The organism is Qipengyuania flava, from assembly GCF_011762005.1.
Taxonomy (GTDB): domain Bacteria; phylum Pseudomonadota; class Alphaproteobacteria; order Sphingomonadales; family Sphingomonadaceae; genus Qipengyuania; species Qipengyuania flava.
In genome coordinates, this window is sequence record NZ_JAASQU010000001.1 from 381,171 (window position 1) to 399,716 (window position 18,546).

Here is an 18,546-nt window from a genome sequence, read left to right on the forward strand (position 1 = left end):
GCGTCGCCTCGCTCGCAATGACTAGGGAGCGCAAGGTTGGCCTCTGAAACCGCCTACGCCAAGATCAACCTCGCGTTGCATGTTCGCAGGCGGCGTGAAGATGGCTATCACGAGCTCGAGACGCTGTTCGCCTTCGTCGATACGGGCGATGTGCTTTCGGCTTCGGGCGCGGCGCAGGACAGTGTCCGCGTGCTTGGAGAGTTTGCTGACGGGCTCGACGATCCGTTCGACAATCTCGTTGCCAAGGCGCTTGGCAAGCTGCCACGCACCGACGGCCTCGCGATCACACTTGAGAAGAACCTGCCGGTCGCAGCCGGGCTGGGGGGCGGATCGGCCGATGCCGGCGCGATCTTCCGCATGGTGCAGGCGCGCTACGGCCTGCCCGAGGACTGGCACGCGCGCGCCGCGTCGCTCGGCGCCGATGTGCCAGCCTGCGTCGAGAGCCGCACCTGTATCGGCCGCGGGACCGGCACCGAGATCGAGGCGGCGGACGACAGCCTTTCCGGCACCCCGGTGTTGTTGGTCAATCCGCGCCTCCCGCTCGCCACCGGTCCGGTGTTCGGACACTGGGATGGCCAGGACCGCGGCGCGCTGCCTGCCGGAGATGCGCGCAGCGTCGCGATCGCGGGCCGCAACGACCTCGAGGGGCCGGCAATTTCGCTATGTCCGCAGATCGCCGGGGTGCTGGCCGAATTGGGCGGAACATCGCCCATCCTCGCCCGTATGTCGGGCTCGGGCGCAACGTGTTTTGCGCTCTACGAAAGCGTCGCGGCGCGTGACGCGGCAGCTTCGCAGATCGGTAAGCTCCACACGGGCTGGTGGCAGATGAAAGGGCTCCTGCGATGATGATCGACAACCTCCCCCACCGCCAGGTCGCGATCGACGACCTGCGTCCGGGAGGGCTATTGTGCGTCGCCGACCACGCCTCCAACCACGTCCCCGAAGACATCGAGCTGGGCATCGACCCGGCCTTGCTCGACGCGCATATCGCGGTCGATATCGGTGTCGAGGGCATTGCCGACCGGTTGGCCCGGCGCCACGGCATGCCCGCGCATATCGCCACGGTCAGCCGCCTCGTGTGCGACCTGCATCGGCGCGAGGACGATCCTGCAGCGGTGCCGAGCGAGAGCGACGGGACGCTGATCCCCGGCAATATCGGCGCCAATGTCGAAGCCCGGTTGGACCGGTTCCACCGTCCGTATCATGCCGCGCTGGCCGAACTGATCGCGCGGGCCCAGCCGCGCCTGATCCTGGCGCTGCACAGCTTCACGCCGAAAATGGCGACCAGCGACGAACAGCGCCCGTGGGAAGTCGCGCTGCTTTACAACCAGGACGACCGCGCGGCGCGGCATGCGATCCGCCTGTTCGGCGAGCAGGGCCTCAATGTGGGCGACAACCAGCCCTATTCCGGCAAGCAGCTCAATGCGACGATGGACCGCCATGCCGAGGCGCAGGGCATCGCCTATTGCACGGTCGAAATCCGCCAGGACCAGATCGGCACCGCCGCTGGACAGGCGCGCTGGGCGACGCTGCTGGCCGATGTGATGGGCCGCGTCGCGCTCGAGGTCTAAGGAGGCGCTTCGTCGCTTGCAGTTTGCGGTGCCGCGTTTCTCTTTGCGAAGGCGTTGAGGGACTTGTCGGCCCCTCATCGACGCGTCGCCCCTGCGTAGGCAGGGGCCCAGATGACCATCGTTCTTGAACGGAACGTCGGCTGGATCCCCGCCTTCGCGGGGATGTCGATGAGTCGGGAGAAACCTCTTCTTCGCCTGTCCGCCCCCTAGCGCGCAAATCCCGCATCTAGCTTCGCGTAAAGATTTTCCGCTTCGACCCGCACCCGCGATCCTCTAGTCTGGCATCCTCCACGCAGCCGACCGGACCAGTATCATGCCCGCCTATCGTTCCCGCACTACCACCCACGGCCGCAACATGGCCGGCGCGCGCGGATTGTGGCGCGCAACGGGCATGAAGGATGGCGACTTCGGCAAGCCGATCATCGCCGTGGTCAACAGCTTCACGCAGTTCGTGCCGGGCCATGTCCACCTCAAGGACCTCGGCCAGCTGGTCGCGCGCGAGATCGAGGCGGCGGGCGGCGTAGCCAAGGAATTCAACACCATCGCGGTCGATGACGGTATCGCCATGGGACACGACGGGATGCTCTATTCGCTGCCCAGCCGCGACCTCATCGCCGACAGCGTCGAATATATGGTCAACGCGCATTGCGCCGATGCGATGGTGTGCATCTCGAATTGCGACAAGATCACGCCGGGCATGCTGATGGCCTCGATGCGGCTCAACATCCCCAGCGTGTTCGTTTCGGGCGGGCCGATGGAAGCGGGCAAGGTCGTGGTGAAGGGCAAGGAAGTCGCGCTCGACCTGGTCGATGCGATGGTCGCAGCGGCGGATGAGAGCTACACCGACGAGGAAGTGACCGCGATCGAGCAGAACGCCTGCCCGACCTGCGGATCGTGCAGCGGCATGTTCACTGCCAATTCGATGAATTGTCTGACCGAGGCGCTGGGCCTGTCGCTGCCCGGCAATGGCTCGACGCTCGCCACGCATGCCGATCGCAAGAGCCTGTTCGAGCGGGCTGGGCGCCTCGTGGTGACGCTGGCCAAGCGCTACTACGAGGAAGACGACGAAAGCGTCCTGCCGCGTGCGATCGCCAGTTTCGAGGCGTTCGAGAACGCGATGAGCCTCGACATCGCGATGGGCGGCTCGACCAATACGGTACTCCACCTGCTCGCCGCCGCGCATGAGGCGGGGGTCGATTTCACCATGCAGGATATCGACCGGCTGAGCCGCAAGGTGCCGTGCCTGTCGAAAGTCGCCCCGGCCAAGAGCGACGTCCATATGGAAGATGTCCATCGCGCAGGCGGTATCATGGCGATCCTCGGCGAACTCGAGAAAGCCGGGCTGCTGCACACCGCGCTGCCCACCGTGCACAGCCCGACCATGGCCGATGCGCTCGACGATTGGGACATCGGCCGGACGCACAACAACATGGTCCGCGATTTCTTCGCTGCCGCGCCGGGCGGCGTGCCGACGCAGACCGCTTTCAGCCAGTCGAACCGCTGGCCCGAACTCGATATCGATCGCGAGAATGGCGTCATCCGCAGTGCCGAGCATGCTTTCAGCAAGGATGGCGGCCTTGCCGTCCTCTACGGCAATATCGCGCGCGACGGCTGCATCGTGAAGACTGCGGGGGTCGATGAAAGCATCCTCACCTTCTCGGGGCACGCCAAGGTCTACGAAAGCCAGGACGACGCGGTGACCGCGATCCTCACGGGTCAGGTGGTCGAAGGCGACGTGGTGGTGATCCGCTACGAAGGGCCGCGCGGCGGGCCAGGCATGCAGGAAATGCTCTATCCGACCAGCTACCTGAAATCGAAGGGGTTGGGCGCGGCCTGCGCTCTGCTGACCGACGGGCGCTTCTCGGGTGGCACCTCCGGCCTCTCGATCGGCCATGTCTCGCCCGAGGCGGCCGAAGGCGGCGCGATCGGGCTGGTCGAGACCGGCGATCTGATCGAGATCTCGATCCCCGAGCGCACGATCAACCTCGCGGTCTCAGACGATGTGCTCGCCGAACGCCGCACAGCGATGGAGGCGAAGGGCTGGCAACCCGCCAAGCCGCGCGACCGGCGCGTGTCGCCCGCGCTCGAAGCCTATGCGGCCATGACCACCTCGGCCGCGCGCGGCGCCATTCGCGACGTGTCGCAGTTCAAGCAGCGCTGAGACTTGCTCTCCCGCCGCGCGCGTGGCAGCGGCGAAGACATGGCCATCGATCGAACCCTCCGAACCGCGCCGCTGCTGGCGGCGCTGGCGCTTTGCGCCTGCGAAGCCGCCCCCGACATCGCCAGCGAAGGCGGGACTCCGGTCGCCTGTGCGCTTGGCGGCGCGACCGACTTCGCAAGCGAGTGCCGGCTTGTGGAACTGGGTGACGGCTCGGGCGCGGTGATCCGCCATCCCGACGGCGGATTTCGCAAGCTCGTTCAAGCGGATACGCCCGCAGGCTATGCAGAGTTCGATGGTGCGCAGCGAGCCAACAGCCGGCTCGAAGGCGACAGCATCGTCTTGACCATCGGTGCGGATCGCTACCGGTGGCAGGAGCAGACTGGTGACTGACGCGATCCTAACCGTGGAACAAATGCGTGCTGCCGAACAAGCGGCCATGGCTGCGGCCACCGACGGCTGGGAACTGATGCAGCGGGCCGGGCGCGGTGCTGCAGAGTGGGTCGCGCGCATCGCGGCTGGTCGTCCGGTGAGCGTCTTGTGCGGCCCGGGGAACAATGGCGGTGACGGGTATGTCATCGCCGAAACGCTCCGCCGCGGAGGGCTGGGTGTCGAAGTCATCGCCCCGCTCGCTCCGAGGACCGAGACCGCGCAGATTGCGCGCGATCATTATGCCGGGGATGTGGCGAGCGATGCCATGCCCCGGCACGCGATCATCGTCGATTGCCTGTTCGGTTACGGATTGACGCGCGCCGTCGAGGGGCAGTTTGCCGATCTGCTCGAGTATATTGCCGCAAGTGACTGTTATAAAATCGCTATCGACGTGCCCAGTGCTGTCGAAAGTGACAGTGGAGCCGTATTGGGGCCCTTGCCCCATTACGACCTGACGCTCGCACTCGGCGCTTGGAAGCTGGCGCATGTGCTGATGCCCGCGATGGCGGCGATGGGCGCGCGTCGCCTCGTTCCGATCGGCATCGATATCCCTGATACCGGCATGCAGTTTGCCTCGCCCCCACAATTGCGTGCGCCATCGCCCGATGCGCATAAATATCGCCGCGGCCTGCTGGCCGTGGTTGCGGGCGCCATGCCGGGCGCACCGCTGCTGTCCGCCGAAGCCGCGATGCGCAGCGGGGCGGGGTATGTAAAGCTGCTGAGCGAACATGCCCATCCCGACGCCCCCGCCGAATTGGTAATCGAGCAGGGCGACTTTGCGCGGGCGATCGACGACGAACGGATCTCCGCCTTCCTGGTAGGGCCCGGCCTCGGACGCGACGAGCAGGCCTGCGAACGCCTCGCCGCAGTGCTCGAACGGGGGCGGCCGACAATACTCGACGCCGATGCGCTCCACCTGATCGATCGCGCGCTGCTCGCTAAAGCCAATCCGGCGAAATTGTGCGTGACGCCACATGAAGGCGAACTGGCAAAGCTGTGCGAGAGCTTCGGCGTCGCGGCGGATTGCAAGCTCGACCGCAGCCGCGGACTTCATGACGTCACCGGGGTGACCGTGCTGGCGAAAGGGCCCGATACGATCCTTATAGGAGACGGCATGACGTCACTTTTCGAACGCGGTTCGAGCTGGCTCTCGGTCGCGGGAACGGGCGACGTGCTCGCCGGGATCGCGGCTTCGCGCCTCGCCCTGCACGGCAAACCTGCCCGCGCCGCAAGCGAGGCGGTATGGCTGCATCACGAGGCCGCGCGCCGGGCGGGGCCGGCCTTCACCGCGGGCGAACTCGCCCATGCGGTTGCCCCGGCAATGGGAGAGTTCCTGTGAGCGCCGGCGAAATCATCGAACGGATCGCGGCGCGCGGTGACGGGATTACCGCATCGGGACGCCATGTTGCGCGTGCGGCGCCGGGCGACACGGTTGCTGGTGACGGGACACTGACCCCGGGCCCGCATCACGTCGCGCCGCCCTGTCGCCATTTCCCGACCTGTGGCGGTTGCCAGCTCCAGCATGCCGACGAGACCGCCTTGCGGCAGTTCGTCACCGATCGCGTGATGCACGCTGCCGAAGGGCAGGGGGTGCGGGTCGGAGAGGTGCTGCCGACGCATCTGTCGCCGCCCAATTCGCGCCGACGCGCCACGCTGCACGCATTGCGTACAGCCAAGGGCGCAGTGCTGGGGTTCCGCGAGGGCGGCTCGCACCGCATCGTCGACATGCGCGAATGCCACATCCTCCGGCCCGAACTGTTCGCGCTTGCCGCACCGCTTCGCGCGCTGGTGGCCGAGTACGGAACGCGTACACCGGTCGATATCGAACTGGCGCTCGGTGATCAGGGAATCGACTGTACGCTCAAGGGGATAGAGGCCGAAGGTCTCGCTGCGACCGAAGCCATGCTCGACTTCGCGCGCGACAACAATCTCGCGCGCCTGTCGCTCGACCGGGGTTTCGGACCCGAAACGGTGTGGGAGCCGCAACCGCTCACCATCACGCTGGGCAATATCCCGGTCCCGTTCCCGCACGGCAGCTTCCTGCAGCCAACCGCAGATGGCGAATCCGTGCTCGTCGGCGATGCGCAACGCTACCTCGCCGGGGCAAATACGGTGGCGGATCTGTTCTCGGGCCTTGGCACCTTCGCCTTCGCGCTCGCCGGCCCGCGCAAGGTTTTGGCGGTCGAGGCCGCGCGTGACGCGCATATGGCGTGCAAGGCGGGCGCGAATGCGCGCGGCATCCCGGTACTAACGCTGCATCGCGACCTGTTCCGCAACCCGTTGCAAAGCGCGGAAGCGTCACGCTTCGGAGCGCTCTTGCTCGATCCTCCGCGCGCTGGAGCCCGCGAACAGGTGGCGCAGATCGCAGCCAGCGAGGCCAGCCGCGTGGCCTATGTCAGTTGCAACCCGGCAAGCTGGGCGCGCGACGCGAAAACGCTGGTCGAAGCAGGCTTTCGTCTCGAGTGCTTGCGGCCGGTAGGCCAGTTCCGCTGGTCGACCCATGTCGAGCTGACCAGCTATTTCACCCGCTAGCGGCGCAGCGCCTCGAGCAGGCGGTCGCGCAGCCAGCCGCGCGCCTCGGCGCTCGAATAGGCGTGGTCCGCTCCTGGGCAACGAGCAATACGCGTATCCTCCGCGTCCCAGCGCTCGGCAAAGACCTGTGCAGTACGGTCGTCCTCGGCGAGCAGGAAGCGTACCGGCCCCGTAAAGGCGTCCAGACCCGCCCGCATGTTTTCGGCGAGCGAGGAGGGAGCGCTTTTAGGTTTCATCGCGCGGACCATTCCCCCGGCCAGTTTCTTTAGATCGACCCGGCCTGAAACAAGCCGCGCGACTTCGCGCGGATCCTTGAGTTTCTCGGCATAGCGAGAGCGGATGGCCGCAGGTGGCGGAGCATCGCTTTCTGTATCCTCGATCGTCCAGGGGTTGCTCAGCACCAGCGCATCGCATTCGGCGCCCGCACCCAGCATCAGCGCGCTGGCCGCGTCGCAATTGCCAAACCCGACCACGCGCTGCAACTGGGGTGCGATTGCGCGAAAGGCGAGCAGCGCCGCCGCGATGTCCTTGGTCGATTTGCGAAAGCCGCGATTGGTCCCCTCGCTATCGCCGATCCCGCGGCGGTCGAACCGGAAGACGGGAAAGCCCGCCGCGGCAATCTCGGCCGCGAGGCGCGACTGGCCGTTGAAGGCGCCGGCGCGGATTTCGTTGCCTCCACTGACCATTAGCAGGCCGGTGGTCCCCGGCGCACTGTCGAGCGTCGCAGCACAGCGGTCCTCGCGGCATTCGAAGCTGAGATGCAGGCGCTTCATGCTTGCGTCATCCCGCGGGCAAGGATCGCAACCAGCGCATCGGCCTGCTTGGCATCGTAAGCGTTCTCCGCACGCAGCCACAGCGGTTGCCCGCCGACATCGGCCTGATCGATCACGGCGTGCTTAGCCGACGGTGCAAATTCTTCCCGTTCGAGTTCCGCCACGAGCGCCGCGCCAAGCGACCATCCGGCGAGTTCGATTCCATCGGTACGCGCCTGCGCGAGCAGGTCGTTTGCATTCTCTTCGCGGCCCGCCTCGCGCGCGGCGAGCGCGCGGGCGCGCAACATGGTGCGAAGTACGGTCGCGGGCTTGGCCGGGGCATAGAGCCATCCGGGCAGGCTTTCGGGTGCGAGCCAGCATCCGGCGCGCAGCGCGAGGACATGCGTCGCGGAGAAATGCGCGCTCGCGCGGGTTGCAGCCTCGCGCCAGCCGGCGAGTGTCTGCGCCGCGAACGGGGCGAGGCTTTCGTTGCAGCCGGGCAGGTCCGGGCAGAAGCAGTCCACTCCTGCCTCGTCAAGCCTTCGCATTATTTCAGTGACTTGGTGTCGAAACTTGTTGGCTTCTTCGAACAGCGGCGGAATCACCAGCAGCCGAGGTTTGCGCGCCTTGTCGAAGCCGAGGACCATTTCCTCGCCCGACCTGCCGTCCGGTCGTGGGCAAGGCCATGTGGCATACATAACGGGCTCAGCCCTCGACGACCTTGGCCTCGGCGAAGGCGAGCAAGCCGCCATAGCTTTCGAGCATCTCGCCATCGACGTCTTCATCCTCGATGACGATGTCGAGCCGGTCTTCCATTTCGGTCAGCAGGCCCGCGACCGCCATCGAATCCAGTTCGGGCAGGTGACCGAACAGGCCGGTGTCGCTGTCGAAGCCTGCGACCTGCGCCTCGTCGAGCCCGAGAACGTCACGCAGGATCGCGCGCAGCGTCTGGTCGATGTCGCTGCGGCTCGGCCCGGTGGGCGCGGCGTGTGCGGTTTCGGCGGTCATTCCTCGGCTTCCCCTGCGTGTGCCAGCTTGCAAAGGCGTGCCCTTAGCTGGGCCTATTGTGCGGTGCAAGGTGGCGGAGCCGTGCCTTGGCGATGGCGGGCCATGCGCGCGGATTGCGCCAGTCGAGGCAGGTCAGTCGGTAGCGCGGGCGGTTGGCTTCCATCCAGTCGCGCTTGTAGCCGTCGGAACCGGTGCCGAAATCGACCAGTTCGACACCATCGATGTCGATTGCATGCTCGAACAGCGCGGCGCTTAGCGTGGTGCCTGCCGACAGCGGCTTGGCGGCCTCGATATGAGCGAGCTTGTGGATGTAGGCAGTGCCGTTCTCCACCGACCAGAATTGTGCCGCGACCGGTTCGCCCGCAGCGCGTGCGATACCCAGGCGGATGCGTCCCGCGGCCCCCTCTGCCCGGGCGAATGCTTCGAGCAGGTCGGCGCGTTCCTCCTGCGGTTTCCAACTGCTTTCATAGACCGCGCGGTATTCGGCCCATGCCGCCTCGTCGAAATGGGTCAGGATGGTGATCTCGACCTTGCGCGCCTTGCGCTTGAGCGTGGTACGCATCTTGCCCGGCCGCGTTGCCCAGTACTCGGCGAAACTGCGCCCGGCGACGGGCAGGACATGGTTCTCGTCACATACCTCGCGCGCGACCAGCCAGCCCGCGTCGCGGAAAGCGATTTCGAGCGCGGTGGCGCTGCCATCTTCGTCAGGAAGTGGGGCCAGTTCTACCCGGTGTGTCTGCCGGCGCAGGTTGCGCGCGAGCGCGGCAAGCAGGGCCGGGTCATCACCCAGCGGCCGCCACGTGAAACTGAACCAGTTCGCGAGGCTGGCAAGCTGGTGTTCCTCGCGTTGCAGCGGAAGAAGCACCCGCCCTCTGCCGCTTTCGGCAAGCGCGTAGAGCGGATCGGCGAGCAAGGCGAACCAGTCGAGCCTGTCGAAAGGCCCCTGCGCGGGCCAATCCAGCCCTTGCAGTTTGGTAAGGGTCTCGTGATAGCTGACCGCGATGTTCACCCCAATTCCCTCGCTCAGGAGCAATGATGCCTGATCCCACGCCGCATCCGCTCGATCAACTAGCCGAGCGCGGGCGTGCACAGGCGCCTGCGCTGGTTTTGCGCGACACGGTGCTTACCTATGAGGCCTTGAGAAATCGTGTCTCGCTGCTGGCGGCCTGGCTCGCGGAGCAGGCACGGCCCGGTGCGCGCGTGGCGAGTTGGGCGGCAAAAGGCGAGCTGACCTGCCTGCTGCCGCTCGCTGCTGCTCGTGCGGGATTGGTGCATGTGCCGATCAATCCGCTGCTTAAGCGCGCGCAGGTCGCGCATATCCTCGCGGACAGCGGAGCGGTGCTGCTCTTGGGGACGAAGGCCCGCCTTGCCTCGCTCGAAGCAGGCGACGTCCCCACAGGTTGTCGTGTCCTGAAGGAAAGCGAGACCTTTGCGCGAGCCGAAGAGCGGAACGGTGCGCTGTCGCCCTCCGCGCATGATCCCGACGCGCTCGCTGCGATCCTCTATACCAGCGGATCGACCGGCAAGCCCAAGGGCGTCATGCTCAGCCATGCCAATATGTGGCTCGGCGCGGTCAGCGTGGCGCATTATCTCGGCATGGCGGCAGACGATGTCACGCTCGCGGTGCTCCCGCTCAGTTTCGATTATGGCCAGAGCCAGCTGCTCTCGACCTGGTACGCGGGCGGCTGCGTCGTGCCGCTCGACTATCTGTTCCCGCGCGACGTCGCCAAGGCCTGCGCCAGGCATGGGGTCACGACGCTGGCGGCCGTGCCCCCGCTGTGGGTGCAACTGACCGAGATCGACTGGCCCGCCGAAGCGGTCGCGGCGATGCGGCGCCTGACCAATTCTGGTGGGGCACTGACCCGCGATCTCGTCGAAGATCTTCGACGCATGTTCCCGCAAAGCAAGCTTTTTCCGATGTATGGCCTGACCGAAGCCTTCCGCTCGACCTATCTCGATCCGGAACTTGTCGACGAACATCCGACCTCGATGGGGCGCGCGATTCCCATGGCCGAGATCCTCGTCGTCACCGATGATGGCCAGCTCGCCGAGCCGGGCGAGGAGGGGGAGCTGGTGCATTGCGGTCCGCTGGTGGCGCAGGGGTACTGGCAGGATGCCGAACGGACTGCGCAGCGGTTCAAACCCGCGCCTGCAATGTCCGCATATGGCGGCACGGCGGTATGGTCGGGCGACCGCGTCACGCGTGATGAGGGTGGCCTGCTATATTTCGTCGGGCGGCGTGACGCCATGATCAAGAGCGCGGGCAACCGCATCAGCCCGCAGGAGTTGGAAAGCGCCGCGCTGGGCACCGGGCTGGTCGCCGAAGCCGTTGCGCTGGGCGTGCCGGACGAACGCCTCGGCCATGCGATCCATCTGGTCGTTCGGCCGACTCCGGAAGCAAATAATCCAGCAGCCGATCTCCCCAAGGCCCTGAAGAAGGAATTGCCCAATTTCATGCAGCCGCACGTGATCCACTGGCGCGACATCCTCCCGCTCAATCCTAACGGCAAGCTCGATCGAACCGCGATTGCCGTGGAGATCGGCGCATGAAGCCGCTTGGCCCCATTCCCGCCGGATATGCGGCGATCGACGGCGAGCTCGCGATCGGCGGGGCGCGCGTCAGCCATTGGGCGGAGCAGGCGGAAAAGACCCCGCTGTTCGTCTATTCGAAGGAGCTGATCGCGCAGCGCTTCGCCGATCTGCGCGCGGCGATGCCCGAACGGCTCAAGATCAATTATGCTATAAAAGCCAATAGCTTTTCACCGCTTCTTGCTTATGTTTCGACACTTGCAGACGGGCTCGACATCGCCTCGGGCGGGGAGCTGGACATGGTCCGCGCCACCGGGTTCGATCTCGGCCGTGTAAGTTTCGCGGGGCCGGGGAAGCGCGATGCCGAGCTCGAGGCTGCGATTGCTGTGGGGGTGACGCTCAATCTCGAAAGCGAGGCCGAGGCCGAACGCGCGCTGGCGATCGCCGCCCGGCTCCAGAAGCAGCCGCGGCTGGCAGTGCGGGTCAATCCCGATTTCGAACTCAAGGGATCGGGCATGAAGATGGGTGGCGGACCCAAGCCATTCGGCATCGATGCCGCGCGCGTCCCGCAGCTTATCAAGCGGATTCACGCGGCCGGGGCCGACTTTCGAGGCCTGCATATCTTCACCGGCAGCCAGGCCTTGAACGCCGATGCGGTGATCGACATGCAGGCCAAGGTGCTCGATTGCGCCGACCGGCTGGCGCGCGAGGCCGGGGTCACGCTGCCCAAGCTCAACATGGGCGGCGGCTACGGCATCCCCTATTTTCCCGGTGACGAACCGCTCGACATCGTGGCCGTCGGCGAAGCGCTCGAAGCGCGGTTCGCCGCGCTCCCCGATACGCTGGCCGATGCTGAACTGTTTATCGAACTCGGTCGCTATCTCGTTGGCGAGGCAGGCGTTTATCTGACGCGGATAGTCGATCGCAAGGACAGCTACGGCGAAACTTATCTGATTACCGATGGCGGGTTGCATCACCAGCTTGCCGCTTCGGGAAATTTCGGCACGGTGGTGCGGCGCAATTACCCGGTGGCGATCGCCAGCCGGTTTGCCGCCGATGCCGAGGAAGTCGCCAATGTGGTGGGCTGCCTGTGCACCCCGCTCGACCGGCTGGCCGACAAGGCGTATCTGCCGCGCGCCGAGGTGGGCGATCTGGTCGCCGTCTTCTGCGCCGGAGCCTATGGGGCAAGCGCTTCGCCCAGTGCCTTTTTGGGACAGGGTCCGGCAGCCGAAATGCTTGTATGAGCGGGCTGGGCTAAGTTCCCCGAATCCCGTGGTTTCCGAGGCTTATCGGGGCCATGGCTAACGGTATATTCACCTTTCCCGGCCAATAGTCGGGCCAAACGGGGGTTTTCGGGCGCATGCTGCGGCCGGGTCAGCCCCGGAAAAATGCCAGGATAGACAGATGCGTTTCAACCGATCTTCCATGCTGTTCGCCGGATGCGCCGCGCCCCTGCTGGTGCTGGCGGGCTGCGCAAGCGGTGGGACCGAGCTCCCGCCCGCGACCTTCGTCGCCATGCAGGAAGGGCCGGGCGAGGAGTATGTCATCGGTCCGCTCGACGAGCTGACGATCCACGTCTGGCGCAATCCCGAGCTCGGCGCGGAAAAGATCCAGGTGCGCCCCGATGGCCGGATCACGATCCCGCTGGTCAAGGATATGCCTGCCGTGGGCAAGACCCCGTCGATGCTGGAGGAGGACATCCGCCTGCAGCTCAGCCAATATATCGAGGACCCGCTGGTCTCGGTCATAGTCAACGAGTTCGCGGGGACCTTCAGCCAGCAAATCCGCATCGTCGGTGCGACCGAACAACCTGCCTCGCTGCCTTATCGCGCGAACATGACCGTGCTCGACGCGATGATCGCGGTCGGTGGGCTATCCGAATTCGCAGCGGGCAACCGCGCCAAGCTGATCCGGTTCGACAAGCAACTCGGACGCCAGCGCGAATACGCGCTGCGGCTGACCGATCTGCTCAAGCGCGGTGACAGCAAGGCCAATGTGTTGCTGCAGCCGGGTGACGTGATCATCATTCCCGAAAGCGCGTTCTAGGGGGCTGCGGGGGCATGCAGGAAGTCTTCGACGAATTGCGCAGCGCGCTGCACACGGTGTGGAACCGCCGCTGGCTCGCGCTGGCGGTGGCCTGGGGCGTGTGCATCCTCGGCTGGCTGGCGGTGGCCTTCATCCCCAATAGCTATGAAAGCCGCGCGCGCATCTATGTCGAGCTCGAAGATGTCCTGTCCGAACAGCTCGAGATTTCCGGCGATGGCCAGCAGGCGATCACCAAGGTCCGCCAGACGCTGGTGAGCGCGGTCAATCTCGAGCGCGTCGTGCGCAGCACCAAGCTGGGCGACAAGGTCGCCACCGACAGCGAAATGCAAAGTGCGGTGCAATCGCTGACCGAGAATATTCTTGTGGAGAGCGAGCAGGACAATCTGTTCGAGATCACCGCAACGGTCGGCAAGTCGAACCTGAGCGATGCGGAGAATGCGGCGCTTGCCAAGGACGTCGTCCAGAACCTGATCGACATCTTCCGCGAATCGAACATCGCCGGCAACCGCGGCGACGTGGCGGATACGATCGCGTTTCTCGACCAGCAGCTCGACGAGCGCAAGAGCGAGCTCGAAGCGGCCGAGCAGCGCAGGCTCAATTTCGAGGCGCAGCATCCCGATCTCATCGGCGGGACCGGCACGGTGACCGGCCGGTTGCAGACGATGCGCACCGAGATGCGCGGGATCGATGCCGACATCGCGGCGGCGCAAAGCGCGCTGGCGGCGATCAATGGGCAACTTGCCAGTACGCCGCGGAGCATCATGACAGCCGAGAGTGGCGGTGCGCGCGGCGCGCTCATCCAGGCGCAGTCGCAGCTTGCCGCGATGCGCGCCCGCGGGCTGACCGACAGCCATCCCGATGTGCAGGCACAGCGCCGGCAAGTCGAATCGCTCCGCGAACAGGCGGCCAACGAGCCCGCCGGGGCCAGCGGCGCCCCCAATCCCGCCTATACCTCGCTCATGTCGATCCGCGCCGAACGGCAGGCCAATGTCCAAGCCCTGCAGGCGCGCAAGGCGGCGCTGCAGTCGGATATCTCCGCGCTGATCGCGGCGCAGGCGGATGAGCCCGCAGTGGCGGCCGAAGCCAATCGGATCAGCCGCGATTACGAAGTGCTCAAGGACAAGTATGACGAGCTGCTCAAGGACCGCGAGGAAATGCGGCTGCGCGGGCAGGTCGAGACCGAGCGCAGTGCGTTCCAGTTCGAGGTGATCGATCCGCCTACCGCGCCGCGCGCGCCCGCCGCGCCCAACCGGCCATTGCTGCTTCTGGGCGTGCTGATCGTGGGTCTCGGTGCCGGGGCGGGGGTCGCCTTCGTTATGGGCCAGCTCAAGTCGAGCTTCACCACGGCCGAACGGCTCGAGCGGGCGCTCGATATGCCGGTCATCGGGACGATTTCGCGGTCGGTGACCGAAGCCGCGCGAGCGCATGAAAAGCGCCGCATGAAGCAGTTCTTTGGCGGTGTCGGCGGCCTCGGGGCGGTATGCTTCCTGCTGCTGGTGGTCGAAATCGTCCAGGTCGGCTCGGTGGCCTGAGGGGAATATGTCCGTGAACAAGCCCGCCAATCTCAAGCCTTCGAACGACGATGGCGAAAACACCAAGCGCGGCTCGCTGTTCGAGCGTGCCAGCGGAGCCTTCGGTCTCGACCGGCTCAAACCCGCCGCCGTTCCCGACAAGCTCGCAGACGACAAGGCGAAGAAATTCGCCCCGCGCCGCCGCGATACGCGTGTGTCACCGACATCGACGCCGGCGCCCGCAGCACCAGCAACCCTGCCTGAAGGCGCATCCGTTTCCACCGGACCCGCGCCGGTGCCCGCAGCTGATACCGAACCCGCACAGCCGGAGATCGTTTTCGGCGGCGGCAAGCAGTCGATCGACCGCAAGCATCTGCGCGAACAGGGCCTGATTGATCCCGACGGCGGCGCGTCGACGCTGCTGGAAGAATTTCGGATCGTAAAACGGCAGGTGCTGGCGACGATGCGCCGCGAAGGCAGCCAGGCTGCGCGGCGTGTGCTCGTGTGCTCGCCCCATCCCAATGAAGGCAAGACCTTCTGCGCGCTCAATCTCGCCATCGCCTTAGCCGGCGAACGCGAGATGGAAGTGCTGCTGATCGATGCCGATTTCGGCAAGCCTTCGATCATGGGCAAGCTCGGACTCGACGAAACCAAGGGGTTCATGGATGTGCTTGCCGACGAGCGCGCCCGAGTCGAGGATTTCGTGCTCGGCACCGACGTTCCGGGTCTCTACCTGCTGCCCGCAGGTGAACGTACCGGGCGCGACAGCGAATATCTTGCCAGTCAGCGTACACAGCAGGTGCTCGATAAGCTGACCCGCGGTGCGCGCAACCGGATCGTGATTTTCGACAGCCCGCCCGCGCTAGCAGCGACGCCCGCGGCCGAACTTGCCAAGCACGCCGGACAGGCGCTGCTCGTGGCGCGTGCGGACATGACCGGCCGCGCGGCACTGGAGGATGCGATCGACTTGCTGTCGGCCTGCCCCGACATTCGCCTGCTGCTGAACGATGCGACTTTCAGCCCCAGCGGGCGCCGCTTCGGCACCTATTACGGATATGGGGAGTAGACCAATGGCTAAGCCTTACATTCCGACCCGCCTGGCCGGCGCCGCTATGGCGCTCGTTCTGGTCCAGGGCGCGCCCCTCCAGGCGCAAAGCTACCAGGGTGCCGATGCCGAACCTTCGGGCAGCGAGGCAGAGGGGTCTTCGACGGGTAGCCGCGGAAGGTTGCGCATCGATCCCTATATCGAGGCCAATTCGATCGCGAGCTGGCAAATCTCGCCCGGCAGCGACGTGGTCACCTATACGCAGCTTGCCGCGGGTGTCGACGCCTCGGTCGCGGGCCGCAACAACGGCGGCAGCCTGTCGGTCCGCTACGAGCGCAATTTCGCGCACCAGTCCGATGCCGCGGATTCGGACACCATCACCGGGATCGCTCGCGGTTACGCCTCGATCGTGCCGCGTGTCCTCACCGTCGAGGCGGGCGCCCTGGCCAGCAGCACGCGGGTCGACGCGCAGGGGCGCTCGGTGATCAATCCGATCGTCGACGACAATGTCTCTACACAGACCTATTCGGCTTATGCCGGACCCAATCTCCAGACGCGCATGGGCGATGTCGATGTGAGCGCGAATTACCGGATCGGTTACACGCGCGTCGACGGACCCGACTTCGTCAGTGCGGCAGGCACCCCGGCGGATCTGTTCGACGAAAGCGTCAGTCACAGCGCTACTGTCCGTGCAGGTACGCGCCCCGGACAGCCTCTGCCGGTCGGTCTGGGCGTGGGCGCGGGCTACTATCAGGAAGACATCTCGAACCTCGATCAGCGGGTGCGCGATGCCTATGTGCGCGGCGATGTAACCGTGCCGATCACCCCCACGCTGGCCTTTGTTGCGGGCGCAGGGGTGGAGGATGTCGAAGTGTCGAGCCGTGATGCAGTGCGCGACGCCGAAGGCAATCCGATTATCGGCGACAATGGCCGCTATATCACCGACAAAGCCAGTCCGCGCATTATCGCCTATGAGGCGAGCGGGCTGATCTGGGACGTCGGCGTTGTCTGGACGCCCAGCAGCCGGACCCAGCTCGAGGCGCATTTCGGCCACCGCTATGACAGCGAGACCTTCTACGGCAGCTTCAGCTGGCGCCCGAGCAGCCGCAGCAATCTGCAGATCGGCGTGTATGACGGGATCCAGGGATTCGGTGGTCGGTTGAACAATTCGCTTGCCGCCTTGCCGACCGATTTCGACGTGACGCGCGACCCGGTGACGGGCGAACTGACGGGGTGCGTCAGCACGCTCGATGGCAGCGGCTGCCTCGATGGTCTGCTTGGATCGTTGCGTTCCTCGGTGTTCCGCGGCCGCGGCGTGGTGGCCAGCTATTCGCGCCAGATCGGTCGGATGACCGCCGGAATCGGTGCGGGCTACGACCGGCGCAAGTTCATCGGTGCCCCGGGTACCGTGCTCGAACTGGCCGATGGGCTGGTCGACGAGAGCTATTACGTGACCGCGGGGCTTTCTGGCCCGGTCGGCCAGCGCGGCAATTTCTCGGTCAACAGCTATGCCAACTGGTTCAACAGCGGCAGCGCCGGCGTGGGCGACGTGAGTGCGATCGGCGGCTCGGCGAGCTACAGCGAGCAGGTGTTCCGCAATCTGTCGGCACGCGCCGCCGTGGCCATCTCGATGCTCGACAGCGACATCGCGCCCGACAATTTCACCACCGCATCGGCCCTGCTCGGCCTGCGCTACGATTTCTGATAGGATCCCGCAGATGTACGAAGAATTCTACGGCTTCAGCGAGCGGCCCTTCCAGCTTACGCCCGACCCGGCGTTCTACTTCGAGAGCGTTACGCACAAGAAGGCGCTGAGCTATCTCGGCTATGGTTTGAACCAGGGCGAAGGCTTCATCGTGATTACCGGCGAGGTCGGCTCGGGCAAGTCGACGCTGGTCGCGCACCTGAAGCAGAAGCTCGACGACGAACGCCTAACCGTGGGCGAAGTGGTCACCAGCGCGCTCGACGGCGAAGAGATGATCCACGTTGCCGCGCGCAGCTTCGGGCTCGATGTCGCGGGTGGGGACAAGGCCGCCGATCTCGCGGCGATCGAACTGTTCCTGCACGAGGAAGCGCGCAACGGCCGTCGCACGTTGCTGATCGTCGACGAGGCTCAGAACCTCTCGATCGGCGCGCTCGAAGAGCTGCGCATGCTGTCCAACTTCCAGCTCGGTTCGCATCCGCTGTTGCAGACGCTGCTGCTCGGCCAGCCCGAGTTCAAGCAATTGCTCGCGCATTCGGACGAGCTCGAACAGCTTCGCCAGCGCGTAATCGCGGCGCATCATCTCGAACCGATGCAACCGGGCGAGATCGAACCCTATGTCATGCACCGGCTCAACCACGTGGGCTGGAACGGCAATCCGGAAATCGATTCGGGCATCTGGGTCAAGCTGCACAAGGCCACCGGCGGCATTCCGCGCAAGATCAACCAGGTGATGACACGGCTTTTGCTGCTCGGCGCGGTTGAGGAGCAGGCAGTGCTCGAAACGGACATGCTCGAAGCAGTGATCGAGGAAATGTCGGGCGACGCCGCCCCGGTCGAAGAAGCGACCAGCAAGGTTCGCCCCGACCGCGAAGGTCCAGCAGTCGACGCCATCGCGCGGGCCAAGGACGAAGCGCGACAGGCGGATGCCACGCTGGCGACGCAGGCCACTGCCAACCCTGCCGTGGCGGCGGACGTGCGCGACAAGGGCCTGCTCGATCACCAGATCGAGGCGATCGAGGCGGCATTTGCCGAGCGTGACAAGCACCTGATGGCGATGCGTAGCGAGATCGACCGACTGGGCAAGCAGCGCGCCACGGCCGATATCCCCGAAGACATCGGAGCGCGCCTCGCGGCGATCGAATCCCGGCTCGACGAGCAGGAAAGCTCGCTCCGCAATGCGCTGGGCATGATGATCGACTATTTCGAATCGCAGGGGTCGCGCGAAGCGGCGTGATCGCAGGAAGGGAGCGTTGCACG

Annotated in this window: 17 protein-coding genes; 13 read left to right on the forward strand and 4 right to left on the reverse strand. The window is 65.7% G+C overall.

The genetic code is table 11. The annotated features are described in order from the left end of the window. Positions 1–36 precede the first annotated feature (36 nt). The 6 genes from FHS69_RS01895 to FHS69_RS01920 all read left to right on the forward strand — a co-directional run bounded on the left by FHS69_RS01895 (position 37) and on the right by FHS69_RS01920 (position 6,693). The gene (locus tag FHS69_RS01895; protein ID WP_166776112.1) at positions 37–846 is read left to right on the forward strand and encodes a 4-(cytidine 5'-diphospho)-2-C-methyl-D-erythritol kinase; all 810 of its coding nucleotides are present in this window, start codon (positions 37–39) and stop codon (positions 844–846) included. After that, complete coding sequence (locus FHS69_RS01900; RefSeq protein WP_166777029.1) at positions 846–1,571, forward strand: N-formylglutamate amidohydrolase; 726 nt, start codon at positions 846–848, stop codon at positions 1,569–1,571. The genes FHS69_RS01895 and FHS69_RS01900 overlap by 1 nt, the downstream gene beginning before the upstream one ends. 313 nt (positions 1,572–1,884) lie before the next feature. Then, complete coding sequence (gene ilvD / locus FHS69_RS01905) at positions 1,885–3,732, forward strand: dihydroxy-acid dehydratase (protein WP_166776114.1); 1,848 nt, start codon at positions 1,885–1,887, stop codon at positions 3,730–3,732. Positions 3,733–3,771: 39 nt separating this feature from the next. Beyond that, the gene (locus FHS69_RS01910; RefSeq protein ID WP_166776116.1) at positions 3,772–4,122 is read left to right on the forward strand and encodes a hypothetical protein; all 351 of its coding nucleotides are present in this window, start codon (positions 3,772–3,774) and stop codon (positions 4,120–4,122) included. Next, positions 4,115–5,500, forward strand: coding sequence for an NAD(P)H-hydrate dehydratase (locus FHS69_RS01915; protein WP_341801649.1), 1,386 nt, complete (start codon positions 4,115–4,117; stop codon positions 5,498–5,500). Before FHS69_RS01910 ends, FHS69_RS01915 begins: the two co-directional genes overlap by 8 nt. Next, on the forward strand, positions 5,497–6,693 hold the full coding sequence (locus FHS69_RS01920) for a class I SAM-dependent RNA methyltransferase (RefSeq protein WP_166776118.1): 1,197 nt from the start codon (positions 5,497–5,499) through the stop codon (positions 6,691–6,693). Before FHS69_RS01915 ends, FHS69_RS01920 begins: the two co-directional genes overlap by 4 nt. Here the strand turns inward: FHS69_RS01920 and FHS69_RS01925 are convergent. From FHS69_RS01925 to FHS69_RS01940, 4 genes are read right to left on the reverse strand one after another with little or no spacing between them, the layout of a single operon-like run. Then, positions 6,690–7,466, reverse strand: coding sequence for a hydrolase 1, exosortase A system-associated (locus FHS69_RS01925; protein WP_166776119.1), 777 nt, complete (start codon positions 7,464–7,466; stop codon positions 6,690–6,692). The two genes, FHS69_RS01920 and FHS69_RS01925, sit on opposite strands and share 4 nt — an antisense overlap. Continuing rightward, a complete protein-coding gene (locus tag FHS69_RS01930; protein WP_243844504.1) occupies positions 7,463–8,092 on the reverse strand; it encodes an alpha/beta hydrolase family protein in 630 nt (209 codons plus the stop codon). The genes FHS69_RS01925 and FHS69_RS01930 overlap by 4 nt, the downstream gene beginning before the upstream one ends. A 58-nt stretch (positions 8,093–8,150) precedes the next feature. Further along, the gene (locus FHS69_RS01935) at positions 8,151–8,453 is read right to left on the reverse strand and encodes an acyl carrier protein (protein WP_067466371.1); all 303 of its coding nucleotides are present in this window, start codon (positions 8,451–8,453) and stop codon (positions 8,151–8,153) included. 43 nt (positions 8,454–8,496) lie between these two features. After that, positions 8,497–9,462: a GNAT family N-acetyltransferase gene (locus tag FHS69_RS01940; protein WP_341801650.1), complete on the reverse strand. Its 966-nt coding sequence runs from the start codon at positions 9,460–9,462 to the stop codon at positions 8,497–8,499. A 26-nt stretch (positions 9,463–9,488) separates the two neighbouring features. Between FHS69_RS01940 and FHS69_RS01945 the strand changes: the two genes are divergently transcribed. The 7 genes from FHS69_RS01945 (at position 9,489) to FHS69_RS01975 (ending at position 18,523) form a co-directional block, all read left to right on the forward strand. Next, the gene (locus tag FHS69_RS01945; protein WP_243844505.1) at positions 9,489–11,003 is read left to right on the forward strand and encodes an acyl-CoA ligase (AMP-forming), exosortase A system-associated; all 1,515 of its coding nucleotides are present in this window, start codon (positions 9,489–9,491) and stop codon (positions 11,001–11,003) included. Then, positions 11,000–12,226, forward strand: coding sequence for a pyridoxal-dependent decarboxylase, exosortase A system-associated (locus FHS69_RS01950; protein ID WP_166776125.1), 1,227 nt, complete (start codon positions 11,000–11,002; stop codon positions 12,224–12,226). The genes FHS69_RS01945 and FHS69_RS01950 overlap by 4 nt, the downstream gene beginning before the upstream one ends. Positions 12,227–12,386: 160 nt before the next feature. Then, the gene (locus tag FHS69_RS01955) at positions 12,387–13,028 is read left to right on the forward strand and encodes an XrtA/PEP-CTERM system exopolysaccharide export protein (protein WP_067466375.1); all 642 of its coding nucleotides are present in this window, start codon (positions 12,387–12,389) and stop codon (positions 13,026–13,028) included. A gap of 14 nt (positions 13,029–13,042) precedes the next feature. Next, positions 13,043–14,560, forward strand: coding sequence for an XrtA system polysaccharide chain length determinant (locus tag FHS69_RS01960; RefSeq protein WP_166776127.1), 1,518 nt, complete (start codon positions 13,043–13,045; stop codon positions 14,558–14,560). 7 nt (positions 14,561–14,567) lie between these two features. Further along, positions 14,568–15,605 (forward strand): AAA family ATPase, encoded by a 1,038-nt coding sequence (locus FHS69_RS01965; protein WP_166776129.1) that lies wholly within the window; start codon positions 14,568–14,570, stop codon positions 15,603–15,605. A gap of 4 nt (positions 15,606–15,609) precedes the next feature. Beyond that, the gene (locus tag FHS69_RS01970; protein ID WP_166776131.1) at positions 15,610–17,289 is read left to right on the forward strand and encodes a porin family protein; all 1,680 of its coding nucleotides are present in this window, start codon (positions 15,610–15,612) and stop codon (positions 17,287–17,289) included. A gap of 13 nt (positions 17,290–17,302) precedes the next feature. Beyond that, positions 17,303–18,523, forward strand: a complete 1,221-nt coding sequence (locus FHS69_RS01975; protein ID WP_166776133.1) for an XrtA/PEP-CTERM system-associated ATPase — start codon at positions 17,303–17,305, stop codon at positions 18,521–18,523. Positions 18,524–18,546 lie beyond the last annotated feature (23 nt).